Raw genomic sequence first — 14,000 nt, 5'->3', positions numbered from 1 at the left:
GCGTTCAGGGCACGAGGGCGTCGAGTTCTGGCAGCAGCACCACGCTCTCCTGCTCGTGCGGGTCGGTGCGGGCGACCACGGCCGTCACCGGCTCGGGGCCGGGGTTCACCGCGAGGTGCGGCATGTCGGCGGGGATGTAGAGCATCTCGCCCGGGCCGGTCTCGATCCGGTGCTGCAGCCGCTCGCCCCAATACGTCACCGCGCGGCCCGACAGGACGTAGATCGCCGTCTCATGGGTCGCGTGCTTGTGGGCCTGGGCCCGGCCGCCGGGCGGGACGGTCAGCAGGTGCATGCACACCCCCCGCGCGCCCACCGTTTCGCGCGCGATCCCCTCGAAGGTCACGAACCCCTGTTTTCCCGCGTAGGCCGTCGCGCCGGGCGCGATCTTCTGGCATGAGGTCATGAACATGTCTCCCGATGGATCGACCCAGATGGCGGCCGCCAGCCTCTCACAGACCTCCGCGCCCGTCATCGCGGCGCGCGACCTCAACCTCGTGTTCCAGACCGCCGACGGGCCGGTGCAGGCGCTCAAGGACGTGTCGCTCTCGGTCGCCAAGGGCGACTTCGTCAGCTTCATCGGCCCCTCGGGCTGCGGCAAGACCACGCTCCTGCGCTGCGTGGCGGCGCTGGAGACGCCCACCTCGGGCACGCTCACCGTCAACGGCCTGACCCCGGACGAGGCGCGGCGCGCCCGCGCCTACGGCTACGTCTTCCAGGCGGCGGGCCTCTATCCCTGGCGCACCATCGCCGGCAACATCCGCCTGCCGCTGGAGATCATGGGCTTCCCGCGCGCCGAGCAGGACGCCCGCGTGGACCGGGTGCTCAAGCTCGTGGACCTTGCGGGGTTCGGGCGCAAATACCCTTGGCAGTTGTCGGGGGGCATGCAGCAGCGCGCCTCCATCGCCCGCGCGCTGGCCTTCGACGCCGACATCCTCCTGATGGACGAGCCCTTCGGGGCGCTGGACGAGATCGTGCGCGACCGCCTGAACGAGGAGGTGCTGAACCTCTGGGCGCGGACGGGCAAGACCACGCTCTTCGTCACCCACTCGATTCCCGAGGCGGTGTACCTGTCCACCAAGATCGTGGTCATGTCCCCGCGCCCTGGGCGCATCACCGACGTGATCGACTCGCCCCTCCCGCGCGAACGCCCGCTCGACATCCGCGAGTCCCCCGAGTTCCTGGCCATCGCCCACCGCGTGCGCGAAGGCCTGCGCGCGGGCCACGTGGAGCTGTGATGCGGCGCGCGGTCCTTCCTGTCCTCTGGGTGGTGATGGCGCTCCTCGCGCTCTGGTACGTGGCCGCCATCCCCATGAACATCCGCGAGGTCGTGACCGAGGCCGAGCGCGGCGGCGCCGAGGTCTGGGGCGGCACCGCCGCCGAGCGGCAGGACCGTTCCGCCTGGGCGCTGGCGTTGCGCAACCCCTCGGTGGCGCTGAACGGCTGGGCGCAGGAGCGCCCGCGCCTGCCCGCGCCGCACCAGGTCGCGCAGGAGCTTTACGCCAGCACCATCGGCGAGGAGGTCTTCGGGCGCCGGGGCTTCTTTCAGACGGGCGAGCTGTCCAACCGGTCGCTGGTCTATCACGCGGGCGTCACGCTGGGCGCGACGGTCGTGGGCTTCCTGATCGGGGCCGCGGCCGGGGTGCTCCTCGCCATCGGCATCGTCCACAACCGCGCGATGGACATGAGCGTGATGCCCTGGGCCGTCATCAGCCAGACCATCCCCATCGTGGCCCTCGCCCCCATGATCATCGTGGTCATGAACTCGGTGGGCGTGCAGGGCCTGCTGCCCAAGGCCGTCATCTCGGCCTACCTGTCCTTCTTTCCGGTGGTGGTCGGCATGGTGAAGGGCCTGCGCGCGCCCGACCGGATGCAGCTCGACCAGATGCACACCTGGTCCGCCACCCAGGCCGAGACGCTGTGGAAGCTGCGTCTGCCGGCCTCGGTCCCTTATCTCTTCGCCTCGCTCAAGATCGCCATCGCGGCAGCGCTCGTGGGCACCATCGTGGGCGAGCTGCCCGTCCAGCGCGGAGGCCTGGGCGCCCGGATGCTGGCGGGCAGCTACTACGGCCAGACCACCCAGATCTGGGCCGCGCTGCTGATGGCGGCGGTGCTGGCCGCCTTCCTCGTCTGGCTCATGGGCTGGCTCGAGCGGCGCACGCTGCGCGCCATGGGGGTGCCCGCATGATGCTCGTGATCCTCGCGATCCTCGTCTGGATCGGGGCCTGGGCGCTCAATGGCTGGCTCACGCGGGGGGGGCGCCATCGCAGCCCCGTCGTGCGCACGGCCGTGCCGCTGATCTTCGGCGCCACCGTGCTGTTGGTCTGGGAACTGCTGGTGCGCGGGCTGGAGGTTCCCCCGGCGATCCTTCCGGCCCCCAGCCGCATCGGCGCGACCTTCGCGGGCAACCTGCCGATCCTGTGGGGCGACTTCGTGCAGACGATCCTCAAGGGCGCGCTCTCGGGCCTCGCCATCGGGGTCGCCGCCGCGCTGGTCGTGGCGGTGCTGGTGGACCGCTACGACGTGCTGCGGCGCGGGCTCCTTCCGGTGGGCAGCTTCATGGCCGCGCTGCCCATCGTGGGCGTCGCGCCCATCATGGTGATGTGGTTCGGCTTCGGCTGGCAGTCCAAGGCCGCCGTCGTGGTCCTGATGGTCTTCTTCCCCATGCTGGTGAACACCGTGGCGGGCCTGCAGGACACGACGCAGATGCAGCGCGACCTCATGCGGACCTACGGGGCGGGCTACTGGCCCACCCTGTTCAAGCTGCGCCTGCCCGCCGCCATGCCCTTCGTCTTCAACGGCCTCAAGGTCGCCTTCACCCTCGCCATGATCGGCGCCATCGTGGCCGAGTTCTTCGGCTCGCCCACGCAGGGGATCGGCTTCCGCATCTCGACCTCGAACGGGGCGCTGCAGCTCGACATGGTCTGGGCGGCGATCCTGGTGGGGGCCCTTGCGGGCAGCGCCGTCTACGGCATCATCTCGCTCATCGAACGGGGGGTGACCTTCTGGCACCCGTCGCAACGCACATAACAACCAACAGGGGAACGAACACATGAGGAAACTGCTTCTGGCTTCGGCGCTGGGCACGCTGGCCGTTCCGGCCTTCGCCCAGGACGCGGTCACGCTCCAGCTCAAGTGGGTGACGCAGGCCCAGTTCGCGGGCTACTACGCGGCCCAGGAGCAAGGCTTCTACGACGAGGAGAACCTCGACGTCACCATCCTGCCCGGCGGCCCGGACGTGGCGCCCACGCAGGTGATCGCGGGCGGCGGCGCCGACGTGATCGTGGAATGGATGCCCGCGGCGCTCGCCGCGCGCGAGGCGGGGGTGCCCCTCGTCAACATCGCCCAGCCCTTCGACGCCTCGGGCATGCAGCTCACCTGCTGGGCCGACACCGGCATCGAAAGCCCCGAGGACTTCCCGAACCACACGCTGGGCGTCTGGTTCTCGGGCAACGAATATCCCTTCCTGTCCTGGATGTCCCAGCTCGGCGTCGCCACCGACGGCAAGGACGAGGACGGGGTCGAGGTCCTGAAGCAGGGCTTCAACGTCGATCCGCTGATCCAGCGCCAGGCCGACTGCATCAGCACCATGACCTACAACGAATACGGCCAGGTGCTCGACGCGGGCGTGACGCCCGAGGAGTTGGTGAACTTCAAGTACGAGGACCAGGGCGTCGCCACCCTGGAGGACGGCCTCTACGTGCTGGAGGAGAACCTTCAGGACCCGGCCTTCGTCGACAGGATGGCCCGCTTCGTGCGCGCCTCCATGAGGGGCTGGGAATGGGCCAAGGAAAACCCCGAGGAGGCCGCCCAGATCGTCCTCGACAACGACGAGACCGGCGCCCAGACCATCGAGCACCAGACCCGCATGATGGGCGAGATCGCCAAGCTCATCACCGACGCCGACCCCGCGCTCGACCCCGCCGCCTACGAGCGGACGGTGGCGACCCTGATGGCCGGCGGCTCGGCCCCCGTCATCAGCGCGACGCCCGAGGGCGCCTGGACCGCCGCCGTGACGGACGCCGCCAAGGCGCAGTGAGCGCCTGACCCTTCCAGCGGGCGCGGGGGCCTCCCTCCGCGCCCGTTCCCGTTCCGGGGCCCTTGCCCATCAACTTGGCCCAAATACGCCCTTCCTCCGCCGGAGCCCGCACCCCCATGACCGTTCTTCTCGGCGTCGACACCGGCGGCACCTACACCGATGCCGCTCTGCTGGACGAGGGCGAGACGCGCGTGCTCGCCCGGGCCAAGGCGCTGACCTCGCGCCCCGACCTGTCGATCGGCGTGGGCGCCGCCATCGACGCGGTTCTGGCGCAGGCGGGCGTCGCGCCATCGCAGGTGGCGCTCGTCTCCCTGTCCACCACGCTCGCCACCAACGCGCTGGTGGAAGGGCAGGGGGGCCGCGCCGCCCTCCTCGCCATCGGCTTCGACGAGGGCGACCTCGGGCGCGACGGCCTGCCCGAGGCGCTGCGCGGCGATCCCCTGATCCGCCTTCGGGGCGGCCACGACCACGGCGGCAACGAGGTCGCTCCTCTGGACATGGCCGGACTCGAAACGGCCCTGCGCGCCTTGCCCGAGGGGCTCACCGGCCTCGCCGTCGCCGCCCGTTTCGCCACCCGCAACCCCGCGCACGAGATCGCCGCCCGCGACCTCGCCCGCCGCGTCACGGGCCTGCCCGTCACCTGCTCCCACGAGCTGTCCTCGGCGCTGGGCGGCCCGCGCCGGGCGCTGACGGCGCTGCTGAACGCCCGCCTGATCGGCCTCATCGACCGGCTCGTGGCCGCCTGCGAGGGGCACCTGCGGGCCGTGGGCATCCGCGCGCCGCTGATGGTGGTGCGCGGCGATGGCGCTCTCATGGCGGCGGCGGTCGCGCACGAGAAGCCCATCGAGACGATCCTCTCGGGCCCCGCCGCCTCGGCCGCCGGCGCCGCCTGGCTCGCGCGGGAGCCGCTGGCCCTGGTGTCCGACATCGGCGGCACGACGACCGACATCTGCCTCCTGCGCGACGGCCGCCCCATGATCGACCCCGAGGGCGCCCGCGTCGGGCCCTGGCGCACCATGGTCGAGGCCGTCGCCATGCGGACCTGGGGCCTGGGGGGCGATTCGGAGGTGCATCTCCTCCCCGGCCTCACGGGCGACCTCAACCTCGGCCCCCGCCGCGTCGTCCCCGTATCGCTGCTCGCCCGCGATCACGGGGCGATGGTCCATCGCGCCCTCGACGCGGCGCTCGCGCAGGACCGCGTGCCCGAGGACGCCGGACGCTTCGTCCTGCCGCTCTGGGCGGGCGCGCTGCCCCCGGGGCTCGACGCGCGCGAATCGGCGGTGGCCGCGCGCCTCGCCGCGGGACCGCTGCCCTACGCGCAGGCGGTCCTGTCCCGCCCCGAGGGCACGGCCCTCAACCGCCTCGTCGCGCGCGGGCAGGCCATGATCTCGGCCGTCACCCCCACCGACGCCGCCCATGTCCTCCACCTCCAGGCCGATTTCGACGGGGAGGCCGCGCAGAAGGCCCTCGCGCTCTTCGCGCGCCGCCCGACCGGCGCGGGCGACCGGCTCGCCCCCGACGCGCCCGCGCTCGCCCGCCGCATCCTCGACCGCGTGACCGAGCAGACGGCGCTGGCGCTCCTCGAAGCGGCCTTCGCCGAGGACAGCCGCCCCTGGGCCGAGCCCGAAAAGCTCGCCCGCCACGCGCTCGCCCAGGCCGGGCTCGACGGCCATGCGGGCCTTGTCCGCACCAGCCTCGCCCTGAACCTCCCCGTCGTGGCGCTGGGTGCCTCGGCGCGCACCCATTACCCGGCCGTGGGCCTGCGCCTTGGCACCCGCGTCGCCATCCCCGACCACGCCGAGGTCGCCAACGCCGTGGGCGCCGTGGTGGGCCGCGTGGCCGGCAGCGTCGAGGCCACCGTGACGAGCCCCGCCCCCGGCGCCTTCGTGGCCCATCTGCCCTCCGGCCCCCAGCGCTTCGCCGACCCCGACGAGGCCCTGGCCGCCCTGACGCAGGCGCTCGACGCCGAGGCCACGACCCGCGCCCGCGCCGCCGGGGCGGACGAGGTCGAGCTGCGCCACGCCCTCGACCGCCGCGAGGCCGAGATCGAAGGGCAGCGCGTCTTCGTCGAGGCCCGCCTGCGGGTCACCGCCCAGGGCCGCGCCCGGCTCGCCCGTGCCTGATCCCGGCCGGCGGGAACCGCCCCGCCCGGCCGGTCGCTATCCCCCGGCTCATCAACCAAAGGACAACAGATGCGCGTTCTCGTGACCGGCGGCGCCGGCTACATCGGCAGCCACACCCTGGTCGAGCTCCTGGGTCAGGGCCATGAGGCGCTGGTCGTGGACAGCTTCGCCAACAGCTCGCCCAAGGCGCTCGACCGCGTGCGCGAGCTGACCAACGGCTGGTTCGAGACCGAGGAAGCCGACATCCGCGACACCGCGCGCCTCACCGCCGCCGCCGCCCGCTTCCGCCCCGACGCGGTGATCCACTTCGCCGGCCTCAAGTCGGTGGGCGAAAGCGCCAGGCGCCCGACCGACTACTACGACGTGAACCTCGCGGGCACCGTGGCGCTCCTGCGCGCGATGGAGGCCGCGGGCTGCGGGCGGATCATCTTCTCCTCCTCCGCCACCGTCTACGGCGAGCCCGACTACCTGCCCTTCGACGAATCGCACCCGATCCGGCCCACCAACACCTACGGCCAGACCAAGGCCATGGCCGAACGGCTCCTGACCGACTGGGCGGGGGCCGAGGAGGGCCGCGCGGCGATCCTGCTGCGCTACTTCAACCCCGTGGGCGCGCACGCCTCGGGCCGCATGGGCGAGGACCCGCGCGGCGTGCCGGAGAACCTCATGCCCTTCCTCGCGCAGGTGGCGACGGGGCGGCGCGACGCCCTGCGGATCTGGGGCGACGACTATCCCACGCCCGACGGCACCGGCATCCGCGACTACATCCACGTGACCGACCTCGCCCGGGCCCATGTGGCGGCGCTCGACCGGCTCCTCACGCTGGACGGGGCGCGGCCCTACAACATCGGCACGGGGCAGGGGATCTCGGTCAAGGAGATGCTCGCGGCCTTCAACCGGGCCGTGGGGCGCGACCTGCCCTTCGAGGTCCATCCCCGCCGCCCCGGCGACATCGCCGAGATGCGGGCCGACGCGTCCCGCGCCAACCACGAGCTGGACTGGACCGCACGCTACGGCGTGGACGACATGGTGCAGAGCCTCTGGGCCTGGCAGTCCGCCAACCCGCAGGGCTACGGCGAGGGCTGAGGCGCCCTCACTCGGCGGGGTGGGTGACGGCGGGGACCGGCACCGCGACCCCGGCCGAGGCGGCGGCCGGCTCGATCCGGGCCACGACCGGCGCCAGCGGGAAGTCGTTGCGGCCTTTGGTCCGCCAGAACGGCTTGCCGGCGGTCTGGCACACGAGCGCGATGTCGAACCACAGCGTGCGGCGGCGCTGGTAGATGAGGTCGAGCCGCGCCTTGCGAGGGATGCAGCGGCGGCGATAGACCGCCTCGGTCTCGCGGTGGGTGCGGCACCGGCCCAGCAGCCATTCCTCGTGCTGGTGGAAGCGCAGCGTGGCCAGGCCCGTGATGCCGGGCCGGCTCTGGAGCACGGGCCCGTAGATCTCGGGATAGGCCTCGACATAGGAGCGCATCGGCGGGCGCGGCCCCACGAGGCTCATGTCGCCCTTCAAGACGTTGATGAGCTGCGGCAGTTCGTCGGCGCGCGTGCGGCGCAGGATGCGGTGGAGCGGCGAGATCGAGGCCGCCTTGTCGCCCCCCGTGACCCCGCCCACGGCGTCGGCGCCCACCCGCATCGTGCGGAACTTGATCTGCATGAAGGACCGCGTGGGAGAACACATGCGTTCCCCCAGGTAGAAGACCGGCCGCCCCTCGGCCAAAAGCAGCACGAGCATCGTCCCGACCAGCACGGGCCAGAGCAGCAGCAGGAGCGTCAGCGCCACCGACACGTCGAACATCCGCTTGCTGAACGGCATCGGCGCCGGCTTGCCTTCGGGTGAGATCGGCATGGCGGCCGGCCCCTGCGCCCTGCGTCGCCGCGGCAGGCGCCTGGTCGCAGCCGGGCTGGTGCCCTGGCCGGGCCGGACGGTGGGGTCGAGGTTCGTCATGGGGCCCATCTAGAATCCTCACGCGAATGGGATCAACCCCGTGGCGGCGCGCGACCCTGGCGCCGGCGCGGGCCGGCTGAACTCCGCCCGTCGGGAAACGGACTTCCAAAAGGCTTAGCGGCATTGGCTTCCGGGCGAAACGTGGGGGTGTCACCGAGATCGCGGACGTGGCGGCTCCGCCACAGGCCGCCCGGCCTCCGCGCCGCGCTGCCCGGATGTCGGGAACCGGCAGCCCTCTGGCGCGCTCCGCGCCTCTCCGTCAGGATGCGCCCGAAGGGCCCGCTCCGGGACCCGCGCTTCAGGAGGTGCCCCGTGCAGTTCGACTACGACCCCGGCAACGTCTTCGCGCGCATCCTGAGGGGCGAGATCCCGGCCAGGACGGTCTTCGAGAACGAGACCGCGCTCGCCTTCCACGACGTGCGCCCGCAGGCCCCGGTCCACATCCTGGTGATTCCCAAGGGCCCCTACATGAGCCTCGACCACTTCGCCGCCGAGGCCACGGCCGTCGAGCAGGCGGGCTTCATGGCGGCCGTGGCCGAGGTCTGCCGGATGCCCGAGCTGGAGCCCGGCTTCCGCTGCATCGCCAACGCCCGCGAGATCGGAGGGCAGGAGGTGCCGCATTTCCACGTCCACATCCTGGGCGGCGCGCCGCTCGGGCCGATGCTGTCGCGCTGAGGCGGCCCGTGCCCACCTTCGCCTATCGCATCCTGGCGCCGCGCCCCGACTTCGCCGCGACGCTCCAGCCGCCCGAGATGGAGCTGATGGGCCGCCACTTCGCCCATCTCCAGCGGCTCCAGGCCGAGGGCGTGGTCCGCTACGCCGGACGCGCCGCGAACGGCGACTACGGGCTCTGCGTCTTCGAGGCGCCCGACGAGGCCGCCGCCCGCGCCATCGCGCAGGCGGACCCCGCGGTGGCCGGCGGGCTGGTGTCCGTCGAGGTGCATCCCTTCGTGGTCGTGCTCGACGGCCCGGCTAGATAGGGCCCTGTCCTTCCCCCCGCCCCCGCGCTCGTATAGGAACGGGCCGACCCAGCCACGGAGCCGCCCATGAGCACGCAGATCATGATCCGCCGCATCGACCACCCGGCGCCTGACGGCCTGCCGCCGCCCGAGGTGAAGGTCGTCACCTCCTGGCACGTGTCCTGCGACGGGGGCGAGGGCGCGCTGGGCCATCCCCGCGTCTGGTACACGATCGGGCGCGAGCAGGGCTACGTCGACTGCGGCTACTGCGACGCCCGCTTCATCCACCAGGAGGCCCTCCAGCGGGCCGAGGAGACCGCGCGCCACCCCCACGAGGCGACTCCGGGGCTGGCGGACCACGCCCAGCCCGCCGACCTGCGCGGCGATGTCCTGGGCAAGCAGCCGGGCGACGGCACCGACGGGCCCCTGCGGGGCAACGACGGCGACGCGGGCCAGACCCACAGCGAATGAAGGGGGGCGGGGCGTCCATGGCGTTCGGCAAGGGGTGCCACCTGCACCTGATCGACGGCTCGGCCTTCATCTTCCGGGCCTATCACGCGCTCCCGCCGCTCACGCGGAAGTCGGACGGGCTGCCCGTGGGCGCGGTCGCGGGCTTCTGCAACATGCTGCTCCGCTACATCGAGAACAACACCGGCGCGGACGCCGCGACCCACGTCGCGGTGATCTTCGACTTCTCGTCGAAATCCTTCCGCAACGATCTCTACGGCGAGTACAAGGCCCACCGCCCGCCGCCGCCCGAGGACCTGGCCCCCCAGTTCCCCCTCACGCGCGAGGCGACGCGCGCCTTCGGCATCTCCTGCCACGAGATCGAGGGCTTTGAGGCTGACGACATCATCGCCACCGCCGCCTGCAAGGCGCGGGACGCGGGCGGGCGCGTGACCATCGTCAGCTCCGACAAGGACCTGATGCAACTCGTGGGCGACGGGGTCGAGATGCTCGACCCCATGAAGAACAAGCGCATCGACCGCGAGGGCGTGTTCGAGAAGTTCGGCGTCTACCCCGAACGCGTCGTGGACGTGCAGGCGCTGATGGGCGACGCGGTGGACAACGTCCCCGGCGCCCCCGGCATCGGCGCCAAGACCGCCGCGCAACTGATCCAGGAATATGGCGACCTCGACACGCTCCTCGCCCGCGCGCCCGAGATCAAGCAGGCCAAGCGCCGCCAGACGCTGATCGACTTCGCCGACCAGGTGCGCCTGTCGCGGGACCTCGTGACGCTCCACTGCGACATGCCGCTCGACTTCGACCTCGATTCGCTGGAGGTCCGCGACCCCGATCCGGCCACGATCCTCGACTTCCTGGGCCGGATGGAGTTCCGCTCGCTGTCCAAGAAGGTTGCCCAGCGGCTCGGCGTGGACGCCCCCGCCGTTCCCGAGGACGCGGGCCAGATGCGGCGCGAGGCCCCCGCCGCGCCCGAGGCCACGGACCTGCCCCCCATCGACCGCGCCGCCTACGAGACCGTCCGCACGCGCGAGCAACTGGACCAGTGGATCGCCCGCATCCACGAGGCGGGCCGCGTCGCCGTGGACACGGAGACGACCTCGCTCAACGAGATGGTGGCGGAACTGGCGGGCATCTCCCTCGCCACCGCGCCCAACGTCGCCTGCTACATTCCCGTGGGTCACAAGTCCTCGCCCACCGCCGACCTCTTCGGGGGCGACGCCCTCGCCGAGGGCCAGCTTCCGCTGCAGGAGGTGCTGGACGCGCTGAAGCCGGTGCTGGAGGCCGACGACATCCTCAAGATCGGCCAGAACATCAAGTACGACTGGAAGGTCCTCGCCCGCCACGGGATCGAGATCCGCCCCCATGACGACACGATGCTCCTGAGCTACGCGCTCCACGGCGGCCTGCACAACCACGGCATGGACGAGCTGTCGGAGCGCTACCTCGGCCACCTCCCCATCCCGATCAAGGAACTGATCGGCACAGGCAAGAGCCAAGTCACCTTCGACCGCGTGACGATCGAAAAGGCGACCCCCTACGCCGCCGAGGACGCCGACGTGACGCTGCGCCTCTGGCTCGCGCTGCGGCCCCGCCTGCATCAGGTGCAGGTCACGACCGTCTACGAGACGCTGGAGCGCCCCCTCGTTCCCGTCCTGGCCCACATGGAGATGGCGGGGGTCAAGGTGGACCGCGACACGCTCTCGCGCATGTCCGGCGCCTTCGCGCAGAAGATGGCCCAACTGGAGGCCGAGGTGCAGGAGATGGCGGGCCGCCCCTTCAACCTCGGGAGCCCCAAGCAGCTCGGCGAACTCCTCTTCGACGAGCTGAAGCTGCCTGGCGGGGTCAAGGGCAAGACCGGCGCCTATGGCACCGACGTCAACGTGCTGGAGGACCTGTCCACCGTGCACCCGCTGCCCGGCAAGGTGCTGGACTGGCGGCAGGTCTCCAAGCTGAAAAGCACCTACACCGACGCGCTCCAGACCGCGATCAACCCCGACACGGGCCGCGTCCACACCTCCTACTCCATCGCGGGCGCCAACACCGGCCGCCTCGCCTCGACCGACCCCAACCTCCAGAACATCCCCGTGAGGACCGAGGAAGGCCGCCGCATTCGCGAGGCCTTCGTCGCGGAGCAAGGCAAGATCCTCGTCTCGCTCGACTATTCGCAGATCGAGCTGCGGCTCCTCGCCCACATGGCCGACCTGCCCGAGATGAAGGCCGCCTTCCGCGACGGCCAGGACATCCACGCCATCACCGCGTCCGAGATGTTCGGCGTGCCGCTGGACCAGATGACCTCCGAGCTGCGCCGCCGGGCCAAGGCCATCAACTTCGGCATCATCTACGGAATCTCGGGCTTCGGCCTCGCGCGCAACCTCCGCATCCCCAAGGACCAGGCGCAGCAGTTCATCGACGCCTACTTCGTCAAGTTCCCGGGCATCAAGGCCTACATGGACGCCGTGGTGAAGGGCGCCAAGGAGGCGGGCCACGTCCAGACCCTCTTCGGCCGCAAGATCCACACGCCCGAGATCAACGCCAAGGGCCCCGGCGCCGCCTTCGCCCGCCGCGCCGCGATCAACGCGCCGATCCAGGGCACGGCCGCCGACATCATCCGCCGCGCCATGATCCGCATGGAACCCGCCATCGAGGGGCTCCCGGCCAAGATGCTCCTCCAGGTCCACGACGAACTCCTGTTCGAGGTGGAGAAGGGGGCCGAGGAGGACCTGATCCAGCGCGCCCGCGCGGTGATGGTGAACGCCCCCGACCCGGCGGTGAAGCTCTCGGTGCCGCTGGAGGTCGAGGCGGGCACCGGCCAGACCTGGGCGCAGGCGCACTAGCCCCGGCCGGGTCCGTCCTCAGTCCGCGTGGGCGTCGAAGAAGGCGATGGTGGCCGCCACCATTTCGTCCAAGGTCTCCGTGCCGCTCAGGGCGTTGAAGGCGTGGTCCATGTCGCGCACCCACAGCTCCTCGGACCCTTCGTGCGCAGCGATCAGCAGGTCGGCGGAATCGGGGGTCACCACCGTATCGGCGCTGCCCTGCGCCACGAAGACCGGCCCGGCATAGGAGGCGATCTCGGCCTGGGGGTCCACCTGCGAGAGTTGCTCGAAATAGCCTTGCTTGAGCGCCGTCTCCCCGCCCCAGGGCAGGGGCACCGTCAGGGGCGTGTCGCCGGTCGCCAGCCCAGCCTGGACGAACTCCTCGCCCAGCAGCGCGGTGAAGGTGGCCATCGGGTCCGCCACCGCCGCCCAGAGCGCCACCGCATCCGGCGCGTCGCTGCGCCCCGCCACCGCCGAGGCGACCAGCCCGCCCTGGCTCCAGCCAATGATGAAGATGTCGTCGCCAGCCACCCGCGGCTCGGCCCGCAGGAACTCCAGCGCCGCGAGGCCGTCGGCGATCTGGCCCTCGAAGGTCGTGTCCGCGAAGTCGCCGTCGCTCTCGCCCGAGCCGATGAAGTCGACGCGCAGGCTGGCATAGCCCGCTTCGGCCAGAAGCCGCGCGGTGCGCGACAGGATGCCTTCATCGGTGCCGGGGATGGGCAACTCGTCGCGGGTGCCGGTGAAGCCGTGGAACAGCAGGACGGCCGGGGCCGGATCGCCCGGGGGCAGGGCCAGCGTGGCGACCATGGACTGTCCCTGCGAAGGGATCGTCAGGTCCTCCTCGGTGGCGACCTGGGCAAGGGCTGGCGCTCCGGCCAGCAGGACAGGCAGCACGAGCGGGATCACGGAACGCAGCATGGACGGGCCCTCCTCCGATTGGCGCAGGCCCCGATTAGGCTCGCCGGACGGGCGTCCTGTCAACGACGCGCCCCGGGACTCGGCCCGGGGCGCGCGCACGCGTTCATTGGTCGGAGCGGCCCGCCTCAGAACATCGACCGGTCCGGAATCCGCCCGTCCGGCGTGTACTGGTCCACCGCATGGGGCAGCTCGCGCGACAGCCGCGCGACGATCTCCTGCCGCGACAGGCCGGTCTGCTCCTGGAGGTCCTCCAGCACGTCCGGGCCCAGCGCGGCCTCAAGGTCGTGGGGCTCAAGCTGCTGGTTCTGGCCCCGGCCGACCCAGGAATCCATCGCATCGCCGCGTCCCTGACGGCGGAAGTGCTGGTCCATCTCGGACAGCCCGCCGCCCAGGAGGCCGCCCAGGCCCCCCGCCGCGGCCCCGCCGCCGGCGCCGCCCAGCAGGCCGCCCAGAAGGCCGCCGAGGCCCCCCGCGCCGCCGCCCATGCCGCCCATCATGCCGCCGGACTGGGCGTGCGAGTGACCGCCGAAGCCGCCGTCCTGGCGCATCTGGCCGCCCCCGAGGCCGCCGCCGCCCATGCCGCCCATGCCGCCCCCGCCGCGCTGCTGGTTCAGCATCTCGGCGATCTTGTCCCGGTTCTGGTAGCCGGCGACGGCCAGAAGCCCCAGAAGGGCGGTCATCGAGGGAAATCCGCTGCGAGCCATGTCAAAACTCCTGTTGGTGAGGTGTGTCGTGTTG

13 protein-coding genes and 1 pseudogene are annotated in these 14,000 nt (G+C 71.9%); 10 read left to right on the top strand and 4 right to left on the bottom strand.

The window, feature by feature from the left end; translation table 11 throughout:
* Window positions 1-4 precede the first annotated feature (4 nt).
* Window positions 5-403, bottom strand: coding sequence for a cupin domain-containing protein (locus FHG71_RS02135; protein ID WP_139079940.1), 399 nt, complete (start codon window positions 401-403; stop codon window positions 5-7).
* Between FHG71_RS02135 and FHG71_RS02130 the strand changes: the two genes are divergently transcribed.
* The 6 genes from FHG71_RS02130 to galE all read left to right on the top strand — a co-directional run bounded on the left by FHG71_RS02130 (window position 402) and on the right by galE (window position 7,245).
* Entirely contained in the window at window positions 402-1,235 is an 834-nt protein-coding gene (locus FHG71_RS02130; RefSeq protein ID WP_176559239.1) for an ABC transporter ATP-binding protein, read from the top strand. The genes FHG71_RS02135 and FHG71_RS02130 overlap by 2 nt on opposite strands.
* Window positions 1,235-2,185, top strand: a complete 951-nt coding sequence (locus FHG71_RS02125) for an ABC transporter permease (protein WP_139079939.1) — start codon at window positions 1,235-1,237, stop codon at window positions 2,183-2,185. Before FHG71_RS02130 ends, FHG71_RS02125 begins: the two co-directional genes overlap by 1 nt.
* Window positions 2,182-3,027, top strand: a complete 846-nt coding sequence (locus FHG71_RS02120) for an ABC transporter permease (protein WP_139079938.1) — start codon at window positions 2,182-2,184, stop codon at window positions 3,025-3,027. The genes FHG71_RS02125 and FHG71_RS02120 overlap by 4 nt, the downstream gene beginning before the upstream one ends.
* Window positions 3,028-3,049: 22 nt before the next feature.
* Window positions 3,050-4,036 (top strand): ABC transporter substrate-binding protein, encoded by a 987-nt coding sequence (locus tag FHG71_RS02115; RefSeq protein ID WP_139079937.1) that lies wholly within the window; start codon window positions 3,050-3,052, stop codon window positions 4,034-4,036.
* Between the two features lie 116 nt (window positions 4,037-4,152).
* Entirely contained in the window at window positions 4,153-6,159 is a 2,007-nt protein-coding gene (locus FHG71_RS02110) for a hydantoinase/oxoprolinase family protein (protein WP_139079936.1), read from the top strand.
* Window positions 6,160-6,228: 69 nt separating this feature from the next.
* Window positions 6,229-7,245: a UDP-glucose 4-epimerase GalE gene (galE, locus tag FHG71_RS02105; RefSeq protein ID WP_139079935.1), complete on the top strand. Its 1,017-nt coding sequence runs from the start codon at window positions 6,229-6,231 to the stop codon at window positions 7,243-7,245.
* 7 nt (window positions 7,246-7,252) lie between these two features.
* Here galE and FHG71_RS02100 read toward each other — a convergent pair whose 3' ends face one another.
* Window positions 7,253-8,107, bottom strand: a complete 855-nt coding sequence (locus FHG71_RS02100; RefSeq protein WP_425467314.1) for a sugar transferase — start codon at window positions 8,105-8,107, stop codon at window positions 7,253-7,255.
* A 312-nt stretch (window positions 8,108-8,419) separates the two neighbouring features.
* Here FHG71_RS02100 and FHG71_RS02095 point away from each other — a divergent pair, with 312 nt between their 5' ends.
* The 4 genes and pseudogenes from FHG71_RS02095 to polA all read left to right on the top strand — a co-directional run bounded on the left by FHG71_RS02095 (window position 8,420) and on the right by polA (window position 12,365).
* Window positions 8,420-8,782, top strand: a complete 363-nt coding sequence (locus FHG71_RS02095; RefSeq protein ID WP_139079934.1) for an HIT domain-containing protein — start codon at window positions 8,420-8,422, stop codon at window positions 8,780-8,782.
* An 8-nt stretch (window positions 8,783-8,790) separates the two neighbouring features.
* Window positions 8,791-9,087, top strand: coding sequence for a YciI family protein (locus FHG71_RS02090; protein ID WP_139079933.1), 297 nt, complete (start codon window positions 8,791-8,793; stop codon window positions 9,085-9,087).
* An 81-nt stretch (window positions 9,088-9,168) separates the two neighbouring features.
* Window positions 9,169-9,357, top strand: a pseudogene (locus FHG71_RS24160) (zinc-finger domain-containing protein); the annotation flags it as partial.
* 197 nt (window positions 9,358-9,554) lie between these two features.
* Window positions 9,555-12,365, top strand: a complete 2,811-nt coding sequence (gene polA / locus FHG71_RS02080; protein ID WP_139079932.1) for a DNA polymerase I — start codon at window positions 9,555-9,557, stop codon at window positions 12,363-12,365.
* 18 nt (window positions 12,366-12,383) lie between these two features.
* Here polA and FHG71_RS02075 read toward each other — a convergent pair whose 3' ends face one another.
* Both FHG71_RS02075 and FHG71_RS02070 read right to left on the bottom strand, forming a co-directional pair.
* The gene (locus tag FHG71_RS02075) at window positions 12,384-13,262 is read right to left on the bottom strand and encodes an alpha/beta hydrolase family protein (RefSeq protein ID WP_139079931.1); all 879 of its coding nucleotides are present in this window, start codon (window positions 13,260-13,262) and stop codon (window positions 12,384-12,386) included.
* A 125-nt stretch (window positions 13,263-13,387) separates the two neighbouring features.
* Window positions 13,388-13,966: a YidB family protein gene (locus FHG71_RS02070; protein ID WP_139079930.1), complete on the bottom strand. Its 579-nt coding sequence runs from the start codon at window positions 13,964-13,966 to the stop codon at window positions 13,388-13,390.
* Window positions 13,967-14,000 lie beyond the last annotated feature (34 nt).

The sequence above is a fragment of the Rubellimicrobium roseum genome, from assembly GCF_006152145.1.
Lineage (GTDB): Bacteria > Pseudomonadota > Alphaproteobacteria > Rhodobacterales > Rhodobacteraceae > Rubellimicrobium > Rubellimicrobium roseum.
Note: the sequence above shows the minus strand (reverse complement) of the source record. Positions and strands in the feature narration are given on the sequence as shown.